Genomic DNA, 18218 nt, shown 5'->3' with positions numbered 1-18218 from the left:
GTCAGCTGTTGCGAACCCTCTCCGTCTCCTGTGTTTCGTCCCGCCGCAACCGCAAGGTCAGGCTGTTTTTGCCGAACAGTAATGCGCCGCCCAGCTCACGCGCGAGATTGCGGGACAGACGAAGCGCGAAACCGGTCCCCAGCGTCGCAAGGTCCTCAATATCCTCATCGTCGATCAGCGCATCGCCGCCGCCCAGACGCAGCTGTGCCGGGCGATTGAACCGCAGCGCGACCTGTCCCGACCCGATCGGTTCGATTGTCGGCGCAATCCACTCGCCCGGAAGGCACAGCGCGATCAACGTAGCGGTAAGGCGGCTGAATAAGCGGCGTACCGCGCGGGCATCTCCCAACACCACGAGTTCGGTTTCCGGAACCACCAGCTTCGCCTCGCGAAGTGCCATCAGCGGCGCAAGTTCCTCGACAATCTCATCGAATAGCGGGCGCAGCGCGACCGTCTGCGGGCGCAGATCAAGCGCCTCGTCATCGATCCGCGCAGCGAAATCCAGATCATCGATAACGCCCAGCAGCTGGCGCGCTTCCTGCCGGATAACGCCTGCCCGCTCGCGATAGATGTCGGGAGCTGCGCCTAAATATTGCTCTTCGATCATCTCGGCAAAACCCGAGATCGCACCTGCGGGCGTTCGCAGTTCGTGAACCAGCTGGCGAAGCTGCTGCGCGAAAGCACGCGTCGGCCGCATCGGCGGCGGCCCTGCCCGCTCGTCGCGGCGAGGGCGGCGCGCCGAGCCGCGATAGCCGGTGAATCGACCGCTATCGACATCGAAACAGGGAATACCGGAAATCAGCCAGTCGCCCGCTGCCTCGCTGTCGCCTTCAACCACCAACCGGGCATTGGAAAAGCGCGACCTTTGGCGAAACGCTCCCGATGCCACGCCATCAACGCGCGACATATCCGGTGACCCTGCAAAATCGAGCGAAAGGCCGATCAGCGGCGCGCGGTTAATCCCTCGCACCCGGCGGATAACGCCGCACAAATCGGTGTCGAAACGAAAGCTGTTCACCGGGCGGGACGGCGCAGCGGCCGGCTTGCGTTGCACACGCTCGCGCTGAAAGGCGTCGATGCGCGCGACGACATCGCTGATGCTGAACGGCCCCGCCCCTTGACCCGATGTCCCATGGTTATCGGTCGGCGAACGCACCGCTCGCGACGCAGCGGGAGGGCACGCGGACCCGGCCGAATCGAACGCGAATATGGTGCTTGCGCCGTCCGATTTCGAATTGCCCGTTCGTACTGCCTGCACAGGATCGTCGATGGTCGCCTGGGACGAATCATCTTCCGTGTTTCCGCCAAAAGGGTGTCCGGCCTGCATGCAGCCCTTCATAATCCGATCGGGCGCCGAAGAAACGCGCAAAAGATCGTTACCAAGTTCCAAATCAGGACCGGCGAGCGCGTCCGGCGGGGTGCCGCTGCCCGTCGTTCGGCTTATGCGATTCGCTGTCGCGTATCGGATCGATGCTGCGATTTCGAAGCCCGCAGGCCTGATCTGTTCTGCACGCCATATTCCCTTCTAATGGGCGCGGTGAAGATCGGTGTCCCCCGTGCAAAACGTTTTGCGCACCTTTGCTCTTCGCAGACTTGTCGATCGCCGACCCCTATTTCGTATCCGGCGGGGAATATCGAGCACGCGGACCGGCGAGCTGCTGATATTTCGACGCACGCCCCTCCTGGCCCTTGGTGGACACAGCGGCCCAGGCAAACCGGCTCTGGCGGGAAAATATCGGTTCGCCGCACAATTCGAAATGTCGCATTGTGAGACAATTGCGTTAGGCGGTAATTATATTATATCTCTCGCCGAGATAAAGCATCAAACACATATATCCGGAGTATCCATGGCCCTCGATCAAATCGACCGGCAACTTCTAAAACTGCTTCAGGACGATGGTCGGATGACCAATGTCGATCTTGCCGAGCGGGTGGGCCTGACTGCCCCGCCCTGTCTGCGCCGGGTTCGCGCGCTGGAGGATGAAGGCGCGATTCGCGGCTATCATGCCGAACTCGATCCGATTGCGCTCGGCTACACCATTACCGTTTTCGCGATGGTCAGCCTGCGCAGCCAGGCCGAAAGCGATCTCGAAGCGTTCGAGGCGCATGTCGCGACGATTCCCGAAATTCGCGAATGCCATATGCTGAACGGCGAAATCGACTTCATCCTGAAAATCGTGGCGACCGATCTGAAAAGCTTTCAGCAGCTGTTGACCACAAAGCTCACTTCGGCATCGAACGTGTCGAGCGTGAAAACCTCGCTCACCATCCGCACGTCAAAGATGCTGCCCGGCATTCCGGTCAGCGAGGCATAAAGAAAGGGCGGCGAGTCGCCTCGCCGCCCCCTTTCATCGTACCGGGTCCGAGAATCAGCCCGCCGTCGCGGTCGCGCTACCGGTCGCAGATCCGCCCCTGGTCGCAAGATACACGTCCCAGAGATTTACCACGTCCTTGCGAGCGCCCGCGGCATTCACCGAGTCGAAAGCCTGCTTCGCTTCGGCGGTCTGGCCGGCAAGCGCGAGCGCGATGCCGAGACGGCTGTTAACCACCGGCGTATCGACGCCGCCCTTTTGCAGCGCCGCACGATACAGTTTGATCGCCTGAGCATAGTCGCCATTCGCCAGATAGGCGTCACCGGTCTGCGAAGCGAGCTTGCCGTTCGCTGCCGCCATCGCCTTGGTTTCCAGCGAGCTCAGCGAAACATCTTTTTTGATCGCCTGAACAGCGCTGTTGTACAGGTCATTGATATTCGCCGCACCGGCCGGGATGGTTCCCGCCTGGCGCCCCGCCTCGATCACTGCCTTGCTTTCATAAGGAAGGCCCTTCTGATTGGCCAGCAGCGCATATTCGAAATAGTCGCTCTGGCTGGCCAGCGAACCCGTCGCGCGCTTCAGGCGAAGCAGGTCGAGACGCGTATCATCATCGATCGCCTTGCCGCCTTCCTGTGCCGTTTGCTGGTACAGGTTGATGAGCTCGCGCCAGTTCTGCTTGGTCGGATAGGCTTTGACCCATTCGGTCGCCCACTGCATCGTGGCAACCGGATCCTTGGCCTTGTTATAGGCCTGCGAGACGCCGAACTTATACCAGTCTTCCGGTGCCTTGTCGGCGGTCGCGTTGCGCGCGTCGATCGCCTGTTTCAGGGAGACGAGGCTTCCCTTCACATCGCCGGTATCCGCCTGGACCCGTGCCATCATCAACGGAAGTTCGGGATTGGAATACCCCATTTGCTGCGCCTGGGTGAGATATTTTAGCGCAACGTCGTTATTCTTGTTCTGCAGTGCGATCTGCCCACGGAAAAAGGCATATTTTGCGCGGTCGGCAGGGGCCGTGCGATCGCTGGCGATCAGCGTTTCGAGCGCAGGTGCCATGCGGGCATTATCCTGTTCGCGCGCACCGACCGGCAGGCTGAGCGCCGCCACAAAATATTGCTCGTCCGGAGTCTTGGCCAGCTTGGCCGCAGCATCGATGTGCGTCTTGGCCGTGGCATAGTCATTAGCCTGAAGCGCATCCTGCGCAGCCTTTGCCTCGACCCGGAACTCCTTGCCGAGTTCGAGTGGCTTGCCTTCTTCCTTATCCTGCTTCTTGTCCTTTGCCGCGGCCATCGGCGCGGTTGCCACCATCGCCGTCGAAACGCCGACGGCCAGTGCCGCTGCCATCGCAGCCTTGGATACGAATTTCATCGTCAAAACTCTCCTCTTACGGGGGGCCGTGCTTCGGCGTCAGCCCGTCTAATGGGCACAGGCGCGCCGTTCAAGCAGCACGGCATGGAACGGGTTAGCGACATAATGCTGAACGCGTTTTGAACGAGCGGGTTTCATTGCTTTGACGATCCGGCGCAGCAGGGCTAGGCACCGCGCCATGATCGCCGTGCTCTCCCCCGCCAAAAGCCTCGATTACGAATCCGACTTGCCGGTACTGGATGCGACCGAGCCCAGATTTTCCGGCGATGCGGCTGCGCTTGCGCATGCCGCGGCTCGGCTCGGTGCGCCGAAACTTGGAAAATTGATGCGGATTTCCGACAAGCTTGCAAAGCTCAATGCCGCGCGTTTTCGAGAATTCGATGCCGCCCCGGTTCGCCCCGCCCTTTTTGCGTTTTCAGGCGATGTCTATCGCGGATTCGAAGTAAAAACGCTCGACGAGCCGGCCATTGCATTCGCTCAGGATCATGTACGGATCCTTTCGGGGCTGTACGGCCTGTTGAAACCGCTCGACAACATTCGTCCCTATCGGCTTGAAATGGGGACGAAATGGGCACCGGGTCGCGACGATAGTCTGTACAAATACTGGCAATCGCGGATCGCGGACGCGCTTGCCGCTGATGTCGCGATGGAAGGATCAGGCACCGTTCTCAATCTAGCGAGTCAGGAATATTGGGGCGCGGTTTCGGGCAGGCTGTCGGATACGATCCGGGTGATTGAGGTCGATTTTCGCGAACCCGGCCCCGACGGGCCGCGCTTTGTCAGCTTTCATGCGAAAAAGGCGCGCGGCATGATGGCACGATGGATGTGCGAACATCGCATTGCCGAGATCGAGGCGATGAAGGGATTTGATACCGACGGCTATCGATTCGACGCCGCCGAAAGCACCGATACGCGCTGGCAGTTCACCCGCGCATGAGCCGCGCGGCTGTCATCATCGGCGCTTCCGGCGGGATCGGCGCAGCGCTGCAGGCAGCGCTTGCCGAGGAAGGCGAATTCGACCGCATCTGGGGCCTTGCCCGTTCGCGCAAGGGCGATGCCCATATTGATATCGAGGATGAGGCAAGCATCGCAGCCGCTGCCGGACGGGTGGCCAAAGGACCGCCGGTGCATCTCGTCATCGTCGCCACCGGCCTCCTGCACGACGCGACGCGCGGGCCGGAAAAGGCGCTGAAGGAACTCGATGCCGGGTGGCTGGCGCGCAGCTTCGCGGTCAACGCCATCGGGCCGGCGCTGGTGGCGAAGCATTTCGTCCCCTTGCTTGCACCTGCTGCGGCACCGGTCTTCGCGGCACTCTCCGCGCGGGTGGGGAGCATCTCCGACAACCGGCTCGGCGGATGGTATGGCTATCGCGCATCAAAAGCGGCGCTCAACATGCTGATAAAGAATGTCGCGATCGAAGCGAGCCGCACCGCGAAACGCTCGATCGTCGTTGCGCTGCATCCGGGCACTGTCGACACGCCGCTCTCCAAACCGTTTCAGGGCAATGTCGCACCCGGCAAGCTGTTCGACCCCGATCGCGCCGCTCTGCAACTGCTCGACGTGATCGATGGCCTGAAACCGGTAGATACGGGCAAGGTCTTCGCATGGGACGGCGAGGAAATCTTGCCGTGACGAACAGCTATTGACGGAAAAGTAGTTACGAATAACTATCACGAAACTTGATCCAGACGAGTCGTGGCGTGGCGTTTACCTGAAATCCTGACGGGAGGGGGCGACCATGAAACGGACGATTGGAATAGTGCTGCCATTTTCGCTGGCAGCGACAAGTTTGTCGGGCTGCATCCAGAGCAGCGCGGCGCGGGTGGAACCGCTTGATCTTACCGTTCGAAAACAAAGCAGCGAATGTTATGTGGACCCCCCTCCCAGACATCGGACTTTTTTAGGCACGGTTGAAAGTGTCACTCGTCCCGGCGCAATCAATCTCGACTGTTTCCGCCTCTATAAAGGTGCGACCGATACCAGCCCTCCGCTTTTTACTGAGATACTGACACTCACCGAAAGTAAACCGGAGCGAGCAAAGATGCTGCGCAACGCGCTCGCCGATGCACTGATCCAGCACGCCGACAGCATCTGCCTTGCTGAAGAATCGTCGATGCTGGTGCGTCAGGCGCAGATCAACGGCTATTCCAGCATTGCCTCGACCGGCCTTTCCACTGTCTCCACCATCGTGACCGGCAATCTTGCCAAATCGATCCTGTCAGGCGGTGCCGCCTTTGTCGGCGCGTCGCGCGATCACATCAACTCGAACGCCTATTTCAATCAGCTGATGCCGACGATCATCCGGGCGATCGAAACCGAGCGGCGCAAATTCCTTACCAACGCGATCGACAAAAGGCGCGAGGATTCGATCTCCGGCTACAGCGCCTATCAGATGATCCGCGACGCCAATCATTATCATCAGCTCTGTTCGTTCACCGTCGGGATCGATGCCATCGTCAATTCGGTCGAGGGTAAGGCGGAGAGCGATGATATCCGCAGGGTAAATGGCGTGCGCCAGTCGATTGCGGAAATCGATGCGCAATTGAGTTCGGCAAATATCGATCAGGATGATGATCTGAAGCAATCGCTGCTCGCTACCCGCAAAGAACTGGTCAACCAGCTGGTCGCCTCGCATCTCGTCACCGAACCGGGCCAGTCGCCTGATCTCGAAACCTCCGGCGACGACACCGACCAATCGGCCGCGGCGAAGGAGAAGCCGAAGGACGACAGCGCTTCGGAAGAGGGCAGCACCGACGATACGCAGCAGCAGGATGAGGGCAGCGGTGAATAGCCCCGCTCGGGCGCAGCCTCCCTCGCACGCGCGCGCATGTACCCGCGCGCAGCTTGCGATGTGCCTGCGCACCGGCTAGGGTTGCAATATCACTGAAACCTTACCCGAAAGCGTTGTAATTTGACCGACGAGACCGTCCTCGCCGACCCTTCGGACATTTCCCCCATCTCGATCGTCGACGAGATGAAGTCGAGCTATCTCGACTATGCGATGAGCGTCATTGTTTCCCGCGCGCTTCCCGATGTGCGCGACGGCCTGAAACCCGTCCATCGCCGCATCCTGTTTTCGGCGCATGAGAGCGGTTTTCATTACAACCGGCCCTATCGCAAATCGGCGCGCATCGTCGGTGACGTGATCGGTAAATATCACCCGCACGGCGACACGGCGATCTATGACGCCTTGGCGCGTATGACGCAGGACTGGTCGATGCGGGTGCCGCTGATCGACGGTCAGGGGAATTTCGGCTCGATGGACCCCGATCCGCCGGCCGCGATGCGCTATACCGAGGCACGTCTCGCGCGTCCCGCCGCCGAATTGCTGAGCGATCTCGACAAGGACACGGTCGATTTCCAGCCCAACTATGACAATAGTGAGCGTGAGCCGCAGGTCCTCCCTGCCCGCTTTCCCAACCTGCTCGTCAATGGCGCGGGCGGCATTGCGGTCGGCATGGCGACCAATGTGCCCCCGCACAATCTGGGCGAAGTCATCAACGCGTGTCTTGCGTATATCGAAAACGGCGCGATCACGACCGAAGAGCTGATGGAGATCATCCCCGGTCCGGACTTCCCGACCGGCGCGACGATCCTTGGCCGCTCCGGCATTCGTTCGGCCTTCGAAACCGGGCGCGGCTCGGTCATGCTGCGTTCGAAATACGACATCGAGCAGCGCGGCGAGCGCCGCTCGATCGTCCTTACCGAAATCCCCTACCAGGTCGGCAAGGCGGGCCTCGTCGAAAAGATCGCGGAGGCCGCCAAGGACAAGCGGATCGAGGGCGTTTCCGATATTCGCGACGAATCGAACCGTGAGGGCGTTCGCGTCGTCATCGACCTGAAGCGTGATGCGACCCCCGAAGTCGTGCTCAACCAGCTATGGCGTCATACCCCGGCGCAGTCGAGCTTTGCCGCGAACATGCTCGCCATTCGCGGCGGGCGTCCGGAAATTCTGAACCTTCGCGACATCATCGAAGCGTTTGTGAAGTTCCGCGAGGAAGTCATTACGCGGCGGTCGAAATTCGAACTCGCCAAGGCGCGCGACCGGGCGCACATCTTGCTCGGTCTGGTCATCGCCGTCACCAATCTCGATGAGGTGGTGAAGATCATCCGCGGTTCGGCTAGCCCGGCCGTAGCGCGCGAGAATCTGTTGCAGCGCGAATGGCCGATTGCTGAGATCGCCAGCTATATCCGCCTTGTCGAAGCGGTCGAGACCGAGATTGAGGGCGATACCTATCGCCTCACCGATACGCAGGTTCGCGCGATCCTCGACCTTCGCCTCCATCGCCTCACGGCGCTTGGCCGCGACGAGATTGGCGATGAGCTGGCGAAGCTCGCTGATTCAATCGCTGAACTTCTCGAAATTCTGTCGAACCGCGCGAAGCTCTACGAGATCATGCGCGAGGAACTGGTCGAGGTGCGCGACGCCTTCGCCACCCCGCGCCGCACCGAAATCGGTGCCGCTGCCGACGGGATCGAGGATGAAGACCTGATCGAGCGCGAGGACATGGTCGTCACCGTGACCATGCAGGGCTATATCAAGCGTACGCCGCTCGACACCTTCCGCGCACAGAAGCGCGGCGGCAAGGGGCGCGCCGGCATGGCCACCAAGGACGAAGACGCGATCACCTCGCTCTTCGTCACCTCCACCCACACGCCGGTGCTGTTCTTCTCCACCCATGGCAAGGTGTACCGCATGAAAGTGTGGCGCCTGCCCGAAGGCGGGCCCGCCACGCGCGGTCGCCCGATGATCAACCTGCTCCCGCTTGCGAATGGCGAGGTCATCTCGACCGTTCTGCCGCTGCCGGAGGATGAGACTGAATGGGCCAATCTGCACGTCATGTTCGCGACGGCTGAGGGCACCGTACGCCGCAATTCGATGGATGCGTTCACCAACGTGCCCTCGAACGGCAAGATCGCGATGCGCTTCGACGATGACAGCACCGACCGCCTGATCGGGGTTCAGCTTCTTACGGAAGAAAACGACGTTCTGCTCGCCACCCGTCTGGGCAAGGCGATCCGCTTTGCCGCGACCGATGTGCGCGAATTCCAGTCGCGGACCTCGACCGGGGTTCGCGGCGTCCGTCTGGCCGAGGGCGATGAGGTGATCTCGATGTCGATCCTGCGCGGCTTCGACGCCACGCCCGAGGAGCGCGAGCAATATCTCAAGGCAGCACCGTGGAAGGAAGGCGAACGCGAGGTAACGCTGCCCCCCGAACGCATGGCCGAGTTCGAGCGTGATGAGGAATTCATCCTCACCGTCACCGCCAACGGCTATGGCAAGCGGACCAGCGCGTACGAATATCGCCGCACCAATCGCGGTGGTCAGGGCATTACCAATATCGTCTCATCGGACCGCAACGGCCCCGTGGTGGCCAGCTTCCCCGCACAGGACGGCGAGCAGTTGATGCTAGTCACCGATCAGGCGAAGCTCATCCGCACCATGGTCGGCGATATCCGCATGACGGGCCGCAATACGCAGGGGGTCACCATCTTCCGCGTGGCGCAGGGCGAGCATGTCGTGTCCGCTGCGCGTATCGAAGAGACCGAGGATGAGGCCGAAGTCGATCTTTCCGATGGTCCGCAGGGTGGCGTTCCCACCCCCGACGGTGATACCGGAGAGGACTTAGCAGCAGGCCCCCAGGAGGATTGAATGGACCGCCCCGAAATCGCGTACAAGGTTCTGACGGATGAGGAGATGCAACTCTTCGAAGCAGACCGGTTCGAAGGATCGGAGGTCGATCGCAAGGACGGCTATGTCCATCTGTCCACCGCCGAACAGCTCACCGACACGGTGAATCTGCACTTCAAGGATATTTCCGACGAAGATCTGTGGGTACTCGCGGTGGACCTTGAGGTGCTGGGCCGCCAGATCCGCTGGGAAAAGGCGCGAGACGGAGAGGAATTCCCGCACCTCTACGGCAAGATCCGCCTCGACACGGTGATCGGCTACAGCCCGCTGGAGCGCGACGAGGATGGCGCGGTGAAATTGCCCGTGGCGGGATAAACGACAGCCTGTCCGCGAGAGCTGTTTTGCAACATTCGCTGCCGGCACATTTGCTGCCTTGGCTGTTGGTGCGCTGAAATGTCGGCATCGGGCCGGGTGCCAGGCAGCATCCCGGGCGCCATATATGGCTTCACCCGCCCGGTTTGCGCTGAGCCTGTCGAAGCGCCGTTCTTTGCCTGCGCCCGGGCGGCCCGTTCCACCGGTCGGCCAGCCTTTTATGCCTTGGGTGCGTTGCGCAGCTTGCGCCGCTCCATTGCCTCGATCGTCTGCGCCGCCAGTCTGGTGAGCAGAGCTTCCTGCTCCGCACTCAGACGCAGGCGCGGCTTGCGATCGATCACGCATAGCGTCCCGATTCGCCTTCCGTTCGGCGTCGTCAGCGGCGCACCGGCATAGAAACGGATGCCGGGATCGTCAGTGACCAGCGGATTCTTGGAAAATCGTTGGTCGAGGGTCGCATCCTCCACCGTCATCACCCCGTCGCCGCGGATTGCGTGGGTGCAGAAGGAGATGTTGCGCGGCGTCTCACGCGGCTCCAGTCCCAGCTTCGCCTTGAACCACTGACGATCCTCGTCGATCAGCGAAATCAGCGCGATCGGAACGCCGATCTCCCGCGCCGCCTGCTCGACAATTGCGTCGAATTCCGCTTCGTTCGGCGTGTCGAGTACGCCATAGCTTCGCAAGGCTTCGAGCCTCTGTGTATCTTCGCCGGACATCGCCGCCGCTTATCCCGAATCGGTCGGGGATGAAATGCTAATCAGCAACGCCGGGGGCGGGTGCGCCGGTATATAGATCGACAATGTCGGCCCCCTCGCCCTCCGCCTCCAGCAGCAAGGTGCGATGGCAATGGGCGGGGTCGCGTTCGTAACATAGCAACGCGCTGGGCATTTCGGCGGCAAGGTCGCGCATCTGCGCCGCCGCGACCTGCGTTTCGGGAAGGTCGATCAGTTCGGCATAGACCCGCTCCAGCGTCACGCGATCACCCTTTTTCGCGGCATCGCGTCCCTCTTTGGGTGTGCCCAGCGCCTTTAAATGCACATAGTCGATCCCCGCCTCCCCCAGCGCAGCGGCAAGTGCGGTCTTGGAAAAGCCGGGACGCCGCGAAAGGGGCAGCGCGCGGACGTCGATCAGGCGCCTGACCCCGGCCGCGTGCAACGTCGCGATCAGCTCGTCGACCGTCGCGCCCTCATATCCGATCGTAAAGATTGTCATGATGACGATATGGGAGCATCGTCCGCGCTTTCCAGCAGGAACGCACACTCGCCCTGTCGCGCACCGTCGCTTTCCCCTATCATTTACAGCAGCAGCGCCACAGCGTTAGAGACGCGCGGCAGATTGGACCATTTGCGCATAGCGGGAAGTTAAGCGAAACAGCATGGATTACGACGTTCATATCATCGGTGGCGGGCTTGCCGGATCGGAAGCGGCCTGGCAGCTCGCCAATCTGGGCAAGCGCGTGCGCCTGTCCGAAATGCGCGGTTCCGGGGATATGACGCCAGCGCATCAGACCGATCATTGCGCCGAGCTGGTATGTTCGAACAGCTTCCGTTCGGACGATGCGCAGAGCAATGCGGTCGGGCTGCTCCATGCCGAAATGCGCGATATGGATTCGCTCATCATGGCGATGGGCGACCGGTATAAAGTGCCCGCCGGATCGGCGCTGGCGGTCGATCGCGACGGTTTTTCGGCGGGTGTGACTGAGGCGCTGGCCGGCCATCCCAATATCACGCTGGTGCGCGAGCGGGTGGAGACGCTGCCCGAGGCGGGGCTCACCATCATTGCCACCGGCCCGCTGACCGCGCCCGGTCTGGCCGATGCGATCGGGGCGGCGACCGGCGCCGAAAGCCTTGCCTTTTTCGATGCAATCGCGCCGATCGTCTATCGCGAGAGCATCGATTTCGACGTGGCGTGGTTCCAGTCGCGCTGGAATAAAGGCGATGGCAAGGATTACATCAACTGCCCGCTCGACAAGGAGCAGTATCTCGCTTTCGTTCAGGGGCTGCTCGACGGCGAAAAAAGCGAGTTCAAGGAGTGGGAGAAAGACACTCCCTATTTCGACGGCTGCATGCCGATCGAAGTGATGGCAGAGCGCGGCGTGGACACGCTTCGCCATGGTCCGATGAAGCCGGTCGGGCTGGACGATCCGCGCACCGGTCGCTGGCCCTATGCTGCGGTACAGCTGCGTCAGGATAATGCCAGCGGCACGCTCTGGAATATTGTCGGGTTTCAGACCAAGCTGAAATATGGCGCGCAGGTCGAGCTGTTCCGCACGATTCCGGGGCTGGAAAATGCCGAATTTGCGCGGCTGGGCGGATTGCATCGCAATACGTTCATTCGCTCCCCCGAACTGCTCGATTCGACGCTGCGGCTGAAGACCCGGCCGAATATCCGCTTTGCTGGTCAGATCACCGGGTGCGAAGGCTATGTCGAAAGCGCCGCGATCGGATTGCTCGCCGGGCGTTTCGCCGCAGTCGAGAATGACGGCGCGCTGATGATGCCGCCGCCGCCCGAAACCGCGCTCGGCGCGCTGCTCGGCCATATCACCGGCGGGGCCGAGGCCGAAACCTATCAGCCGATGAACGTCAATTTCGGCCTGTTTCCGCCGATCACCGGCCGCGCGAAAAAAGCGGAGCGCAAGAAGATGTACACCGCGCGTGCGCGTGAGGCCTTTGCCGACTGGCTGGCGGCCTAATCGGCATCGGCACAGGCGCAGGCGGGGGCTTTCGGCTTCGCCTTGCGCTTGGGCCGGGTGGTGGCGAATTCGGTACGGCTCAGGCGGCCGGACTTGTCCGCATCCGCCTTGTCGAACTTGTCATACGTGGCGACCGCCCATTCGCGAAAATCGAGCTTGCCGTCGCCATCCTTGTCAAGTTTGGCGAAGCGGGTTCGGCGCGATTTCAGCAATTCGTCGCGCGTGATCCATTCGTCATGATCCTTGTCATAGCGATCGAAGCGTTTTTCCTCGCGCGTCTTTTCGGTCGCTTTCGGCGGTTCGGGCAAAGCTTCAGGAGCAGCGGCCGGCTGCGCCGATGCCTGCGGCGCTGGCGGAATCGCTATTTCGTTCGCCGCATGCCCCTGGATCAGCAGCGCTCCTGCCGCCATCATCAGCGTCGCCGCCAGCGCGCCGACCAGATATCGCCACATCGCCCCCTGCCCCCCTTTTCTATCGACCGCTGATTCGGTGCCAGCCGAGCCGCGCCACCCTTTTCGGCGAACCGAGCGCGATCGGCTTCCGCCAATCGGCCGCCAGATCCATCCGACGAAGATGCGCCATCGCCCCCAAAGCGCGAAGATGCACGGGCCATTTGCGCCGCAACGCATGGTTCAGCAGCGGCCGCGCAAGCGTCGCTGCCCGGTCCGCATCGCCGCGATCCGACAGATTGCGCGACAGATCGGCGAGGGCCCAGCCCTTGCCCGCTTCGGCAAGCGGCATATCGGCTTCGCCGCCCAGCACCTTCGCCGCTGCGACGAACAGCCCCGCCCCGCGCCCCTGTGCATAGCGTTCCATATCGGCGAGGCTCAGCGCCTCCGCCTCGACAAGCACCGCCCATCCTTCCGCGATTTCGCCCAGCTCCGCGCCCGAAATGCCCGGCGGCAACACTGAATGTTCGATTGCCCGCAGCACCGGCTGCGCAGGCGCGGGCGCTCCATCGAGCGCGATCAGCGCGTCGCGCCACCAAACCAGTCGCATCTGCCCCAGCGCCGGTTCATGCGTCGTCCGGGGCACCTCGGCCAGCACATCATCCAGCGCCAGCAGTGACAGAAACGCCGTCCGCCGCGCGGCGGGCGCATAGGTGGTCATCAGCGCGCGTTCGGGATTGTCCGTGCTGAAAACGCCCTCGGAACCTTCACTCTCAGCCAAGCCGTCACACCTTATTAACCATACCGTTTATGCCGATATTAGCCTTAGCCCGGCATAGCTTTCCGCAAGACGGGAATGGCATGCGAATTCATCTTATGCAAAGCAAGCTCGCGGTTTTCGCGAAGCTATATGCCGATGTTCGGGGCGCGATGGCGATTATTGCCGCACTCGCTTTGCCTGCCGTTATCGGGGCGGCGGGCCTCGCCGTGGATCTTAATCGCGGCTATGATCAGCGCATCGAAAATCAGCGGGTCGCCGACGCTGCGGCGCTCGGGGCGGCGCTTGCCTTTTCCGAAAAAGCCGATCCGACGCTTCTTACGCCGGTCGCAAGCGACATAGCGCGGGCAAATGGCCTTTCCGGGGTTCAGGTCCGTGCGGAACTGCTTCCCGACTTTCCGGCGAAGAACACCAACTCGGTACGGGTGACGGTGACGCGTACGCTGCCCTTCACACTCGCGCGGGTGGTAGGCGTTGCCGGTTCGTTCGATGTCAGCGCGAGTTCGGTAGCAACGCTCGATTCCGATGATGGCCTCGCCGATCCGTGCATTCTGGCGCTTTCGGGCGACAGCGACGCGATCAGCGTCGGCGGAGGCGCGTCCATCTCGGCACCGCAATGCGCCGTTTCCGCCGTGGGCGGGATATCGAACAACGGCACGCTGATCGAGGCGAAGAATATCATTTCCGGCGCGGGCGCGATCACCAACAACTGGGGCACGTTGCGAAGCGATCTGCTGCGCTACGCAACCGCGTTCAACAATCCCAGCTGGAACGGCAATGTACCGCCCGCCGACAAGCGGGTTCAGGCGGCAACCCCGATCACCGATCCGCTGGGCGACAATGCCGAACTCGTTGCGGCGCGATCACAGCTGGGGCATTTTACCGCACCCAATATGGCGGGCGACCCTTTAACCCCCAGCAAATCAAGCTGGAACGGATCGAACGGCTGGAAAGACTGGACTTTCGGCTGGTCTCCAACATCTACGACCACCCCATATCGGGGCAGCGACGCCAATTATGTCGTCACCAGCGACGGCAGCGATCTGCACATTAAAAATCTCAGCGTACCGGGCGGAACCGTCGTGTTCCGCGGGTCGCGGGACATTTATGTCGCGGGTGACCTTACCACCGGCGGCGGCGGAACCTTACGGTTCGAAGGGCCTGTACGGCTTTTCGTGTCGGGCAGGATGAATGTCTCGGGCGGCAGCATCTCCTTTTCGGCGGAAACCATGTCCGGCCCGGTGACCCAGAGCGTGCTGACGGTCGCTAGCGGGTTGACGATGAGCGGCGGCGCCAAAGCAGTCTTCGGCGCGGGCACCTACCGGATCAATGGCGGCTTTACGGGAAGTTCCAACGGCGTAACCTTCGGCGACATTGATCTCTGGATCGGGTCGGGAAGCGCGAGTTTTTCCGGGACCAACCGAATCGGCAACGGCGACGTGCGCATCAATGCACCGCTTCAGCTGAGCGGCGGCACCTCGCTGCGGGCCGGAAACGGCAAGCATATGTTCAGCAGCCTCAATATCGGCGGGGGTAGCTGGATGTGGCTCGGCAATGGCGATCTCGACGTAGCCGGCGGGATTTTTGTCGGCGGCGGTTCGGAGCTGAATTCGGGCAATGGCGATTACCGCATCGGGCGCCCGGCGTCCGGCCCTGCCATCCGGCTCGACGGCAGCGCCCATTTTTTCATGGGTGACGGGCAGTTCAGCACGAACGGCGATATCGTGACCAGCGGCGGCAGCGCGCTGGTCTTCGGCAAGACCCTCAACCATTATATCAACGGCAGGATGGAAATTGCCGGTTCGGTGCTGTTCGGCACGAGCCGCTATACGGTGAACGGCAATTTCAAAAACGGAACCGGTGGAACGAAATGGCCGATCGCCTCCTATATGAGCGGCGTGACCTATGGAAACACGGCAGAGGGCGAATCGGTTTCCGGCTATGACATGGCGGGCATCGACGTCACCTTCATCCTTGCCGGCACGCTCGATCTGTCCGGTGGCGCGAAGACAAAGCTGGTAGCCGCTTCGACCGGGGTCAGCGGCGGCGCGATCGCCGACATCCTGATCGACAGCCTGAGCGCAAGCGCGACGACATGGTCGGGCGGCAGCGCCAACCTGTTCGTCGGTGCCGTCCATCTCCCCAATTCCACACTGACGCTGAGCGGCGGCAACACGACGCTGAGCGACGGGCGCTGTTTCATGCTGATCACCGGCAAGCTGAACGCCAGCGGCGGCGCGGCGGCTGGGACCGCGTGTACCAGCATCACAGAAGGCGCAGGCAATGGCGGCGCCGCATCAATCGGGCTTATTCGATGACAATCGCCATGCTGATCAAAGACCGTAAGGGCGTCGCGGCGGTCGAGTTTGCGCTGTTTACCGCGCTGTTCTTCGCTATCATTCTTGCTGCGCTCGACTTCGGCTCATTCTTCATCCAGCGCAGTCGCGCCGGTGAAGCGATTTCGGCCGCGAGCATCAGCGCCTTTGATCATCGCGATTCGGTACCCTTTGCAACCCTGCCCGAGCTGGTCCGCCAATATGGCCGCTTTCCGGCGGGGTCGGGACTGGTGGTCGATATCAGGTGCAACGGAACCAGCGGCTGCGCCAATGGCGAAGCGCGGCAATGCGCATGTCTGGGCACGAACGGGTTTCAGGTTGCCAATAGCTGCGGCAGTCCGTGCAGCGGCACAGGTATGACCACGGGTTCGACCGCAGGCTATTACCTCACGATCGAATCAAGAAGCGCGTTTCGCCCCGTGCTCATGCCCAGATCGCTGCTCCCCGACACAATTTCGGAAAAAGCCACGGTGCGTTTGCAATGAAGCGGCTGTTTCGCTCTATGCGCGCAGCGACTGCGGTGGAATTTGCGCTGCTGGCGCCCCTGTTTTTCCTGATGCTGTTCGGCATCATCGAAATGAGCAGAGTTCTATGGGCTCAGGAGACGATCGAGGAAGTTGCCTTTGCAACCGCCCGATGCATGTCGGTCAGTGATCAATGCGCGAGCGAAGCCCAGCAACGTCAGTTCGCACTGGCGCGCGCGTCACATTCGGGAATAGGGCTGACCGGCGCCGATGTGGTGCTGCTTCCGAACGCGGATTGCAACGGTGTCCCGGCCAATGCGGTACGCCTCACCACATCATTCGCCTCGCCCGTGCGCGGGCTGGTGCCGGGAATCCCGCAAAAACTCCAAGCGGAAGCGTGTTTCCCGGTCCTGTCCTGACAAAAAGGCGGCGCGAGGAAATTGTTGTCCTCGCACCGCCTGATCGGGTCAGTCCTTATAGCAGACCTTTTTCGCTGCCTGCACGATCTGATCGGCGTTGATCAGCGCGAGCTTTTCGAGATTGGCAGCATAAGGCAGCGGCACATCTTCGTTGGTTACGCGCAGCACCGGCGCGTCAAGATGGTCGAACCCTTCTTCCATGCAGATCGCCGAGATTTCGCTGGCGATCGAGCAGGTCGGCCAGCCTTCCTCTGCAATGATGAGGCGGTTGGTCTTTTTCAGGCTGTCGAGCACCGCGTGCTTGTCGAGCGGACGCAGCGTGCGAAGGTCGATCACCTCGGCGTCGATCCCCTCACCGGCAAGCGTTTCGGCCGCTTCGAGCGCGAGCCCGACGCCGATCGAATAGCTGACGATGGTGACGTCGCTGCCCTCGCGCATGATCCGGGCCTTGCCGATCGGCAGGACATAATCGTCGAGCTTGGGCACCTCGAAGCTGCGGCCATAGAGAAGCTCGTTCTCCAGAAAGACCACCGGGTCTTCGCTGCGGATCGCTGCCTTCAGCAGCCCCTTGGCATCGGCGGCGTCATAGGGCGCGATCACGATCAGGCCCGGAACGCTGGCATACCAGGGACCGTAATTCTGACTGTGCTGTGCCGCGACACGGCTTGCTGCGCCGTTGGGACCACGGAACACGATCGGGCAGCGCATCTGACCGCCCGACATGTAATTGGTCTTCGCCGCCGAATTGACGATATGGTCGATCGCCTGCATCGCGAAGTTGAACGTCATGAACTCGACGATCGGGCGCAGACCGCCCATCGCAGCGCCCGTGCCGACACCCGCAAAGCCATATTCGGTGATCGGCGTATCGATGACGCGCTTCGGCCCGAATTCGTCGAGCAGGCCCTGCGTCACCTTATACGCGCCCTGATATTCGGCGACTTCCTCGCCCATCAGGAAGACGCGGCCATCGGCGCGCATTTCTTCGGCCATCGCATCGCGCAGCGCTTCGCGGATGGTGAGCTTTTCGAACTCGGTGCCTTCGGGCACTTCCGGATCGGGCTGGCGCGCTTCCGATTCGAGCCGCGCAGGCTTGGTCGGCGCTTCGTCCTTTTCGGTCTCAGGCTTGGCAGGCTTGGCGTCGCTCTCGCCCGCCTTTGCCTTTTTGTCGGGCGTATCGGCGGCAGGTGCGCTTACATCGCCGGCATCTTCGCCTTCTTCGGCGATCATCGCGATGACGGTGCCGACCTTCACGCCGTCCGTACCTTCGGGAACGAGGATCTTGGCGAGCACGCCTTCGTCCACCGCTTCGAACTCCATCGTCGCCTTGTCGGTTTCGATTTCGGCCATGATGTCGCCGGCAGCGACGGTGTCGCCTTCCTTGACCAGCCATTTGGCGAGCGTGCCTTCCTCCATCGTCGGGGAAAGCGCGGGCATCTTGATCTCGACAGCCATC

General features: G+C 61.8%; 17 protein-coding genes. 10 read left to right on the top strand and 7 right to left on the bottom strand.

The genetic code is table 11. The annotated features are described in order from the left end of the window. Position 1: 1 nt before the first annotated feature. Positions 2-1327 carry a sensor histidine kinase gene (locus EV664_RS01200; RefSeq protein WP_211338439.1) on the bottom strand — a complete coding sequence of 442 codons (1326 nt, stop codon included), beginning with the start codon at positions 1325-1327 and terminating at the stop codon, positions 2-4. 520 nt (positions 1328-1847) lie between these two features. On the opposite strand from EV664_RS01200, the gene EV664_RS01195 reads away from it, so the two are divergent. Next, positions 1848-2315, top strand: a complete 468-nt coding sequence (locus EV664_RS01195) for an Lrp/AsnC family transcriptional regulator (protein WP_133493866.1) — start codon at positions 1848-1850, stop codon at positions 2313-2315. 54 nt (positions 2316-2369) lie between these two features. Here EV664_RS01195 and EV664_RS01190 read toward each other — a convergent pair whose 3' ends face one another. Then, complete coding sequence (locus tag EV664_RS01190) at positions 2370-3680, bottom strand: tetratricopeptide repeat protein (protein WP_133493865.1); 1311 nt, start codon at positions 3678-3680, stop codon at positions 2370-2372. 178 nt (positions 3681-3858) lie between these two features. Between EV664_RS01190 and yaaA the strand changes: the two genes are divergently transcribed. The 5 genes from yaaA to EV664_RS01165 all read left to right on the top strand — a co-directional run bounded on the left by yaaA (position 3859) and on the right by EV664_RS01165 (position 9687). Beyond that, complete coding sequence (gene yaaA / locus EV664_RS01185; RefSeq protein ID WP_133493864.1) at positions 3859-4617, top strand: peroxide stress protein YaaA; 759 nt, start codon at positions 3859-3861, stop codon at positions 4615-4617. Beyond that, positions 4614-5312 (top strand): SDR family NAD(P)-dependent oxidoreductase, encoded by a 699-nt coding sequence (locus EV664_RS01180; protein WP_133493863.1) that lies wholly within the window; start codon positions 4614-4616, stop codon positions 5310-5312. The genes yaaA and EV664_RS01180 overlap by 4 nt, the downstream gene beginning before the upstream one ends. A 409-nt stretch (positions 5313-5721) precedes the next feature. After that, a complete protein-coding gene (locus EV664_RS01175) occupies positions 5722-6471 on the top strand; it encodes a hypothetical protein (RefSeq protein WP_133493862.1) in 750 nt (249 codons plus the stop codon). A 120-nt stretch (positions 6472-6591) separates the two neighbouring features. Beyond that, positions 6592-9333: a DNA gyrase subunit A gene (gene gyrA / locus EV664_RS01170; protein WP_133493861.1), complete on the top strand. Its 2742-nt coding sequence runs from the start codon at positions 6592-6594 to the stop codon at positions 9331-9333. Beyond that, a complete protein-coding gene (locus EV664_RS01165; RefSeq protein ID WP_133493860.1) occupies positions 9334-9687 on the top strand; it encodes a DUF952 domain-containing protein in 354 nt (117 codons plus the stop codon). It begins immediately after the preceding gene. A 215-nt stretch (positions 9688-9902) separates the two neighbouring features. On the opposite strand, the gene EV664_RS01160 is transcribed toward EV664_RS01165, so the two are convergent. Both EV664_RS01160 and EV664_RS01155 read right to left on the bottom strand, forming a co-directional pair. Next, positions 9903-10400 carry a GAF domain-containing protein gene (locus tag EV664_RS01160; protein ID WP_133493859.1) on the bottom strand — a complete coding sequence of 166 codons (498 nt, stop codon included), beginning with the start codon at positions 10398-10400 and terminating at the stop codon, positions 9903-9905. A gap of 37 nt (positions 10401-10437) precedes the next feature. Further along, positions 10438-10896 (bottom strand): DUF488 domain-containing protein, encoded by a 459-nt coding sequence (locus EV664_RS01155; protein WP_133493858.1) that lies wholly within the window; start codon positions 10894-10896, stop codon positions 10438-10440. Positions 10897-11059: 163 nt separating this feature from the next. On the opposite strand from EV664_RS01155, the gene trmFO reads away from it, so the two are divergent. Further along, positions 11060-12376: a methylenetetrahydrofolate--tRNA-(uracil(54)-C(5))-methyltransferase (FADH(2)-oxidizing) TrmFO gene (trmFO, locus tag EV664_RS01150; protein ID WP_133493857.1), complete on the top strand. Its 1317-nt coding sequence runs from the start codon at positions 11060-11062 to the stop codon at positions 12374-12376. Here trmFO and EV664_RS01145 read toward each other — a convergent pair. Both EV664_RS01145 and EV664_RS01140 read right to left on the bottom strand, forming a co-directional pair. Further along, positions 12373-12828, bottom strand: a complete 456-nt coding sequence (locus EV664_RS01145) for an EF-hand domain-containing protein (protein ID WP_133493856.1) — start codon at positions 12826-12828, stop codon at positions 12373-12375. The genes trmFO and EV664_RS01145 overlap by 4 nt on opposite strands. A 19-nt stretch (positions 12829-12847) precedes the next feature. After that, positions 12848-13546, bottom strand: a complete 699-nt coding sequence (locus EV664_RS01140) for a squalene/phytoene synthase family protein (RefSeq protein ID WP_229668022.1) — start codon at positions 13544-13546, stop codon at positions 12848-12850. Positions 13547-13626: 80 nt separating this feature from the next. On the opposite strand from EV664_RS01140, the gene EV664_RS01135 reads away from it, so the two are divergent. The 3 genes from EV664_RS01135 to EV664_RS01125 are packed head-to-tail and all read left to right on the top strand — an operon-like array spanning position 13627 to position 16762. Continuing rightward, entirely contained in the window at positions 13627-15861 is a 2235-nt protein-coding gene (locus EV664_RS01135; protein ID WP_229668021.1) for a pilus assembly protein TadG-related protein, read from the top strand. An 8-nt stretch (positions 15862-15869) separates the two neighbouring features. Further along, positions 15870-16364, top strand: coding sequence for a TadE/TadG family type IV pilus assembly protein (locus EV664_RS19380; protein ID WP_162848746.1), 495 nt, complete (start codon positions 15870-15872; stop codon positions 16362-16364). 35 nt (positions 16365-16399) lie between these two features. Continuing rightward, the gene (locus EV664_RS01125; protein ID WP_162848745.1) at positions 16400-16762 is read left to right on the top strand and encodes a TadE family protein; all 363 of its coding nucleotides are present in this window, start codon (positions 16400-16402) and stop codon (positions 16760-16762) included. A 48-nt stretch (positions 16763-16810) separates the two neighbouring features. Here EV664_RS01125 and EV664_RS01120 read toward each other — a convergent pair whose 3' ends face one another. Beyond that, positions 16811-18217: a pyruvate dehydrogenase complex E1 component subunit beta gene (locus tag EV664_RS01120; protein WP_133493853.1), complete on the bottom strand. Its 1407-nt coding sequence runs from the start codon at positions 18215-18217 to the stop codon at positions 16811-16813. Position 18218 lies beyond the last annotated feature (1 nt).

The sequence above is a fragment of the Stakelama pacifica genome, from assembly GCF_004361835.1.
In the GTDB taxonomy this organism is placed as follows: domain Bacteria; phylum Pseudomonadota; class Alphaproteobacteria; order Sphingomonadales; family Sphingomonadaceae; genus Sphingomonas; species Sphingomonas pacifica.
This window is presented reverse-complemented; position numbering and strand designations above follow the sequence as displayed.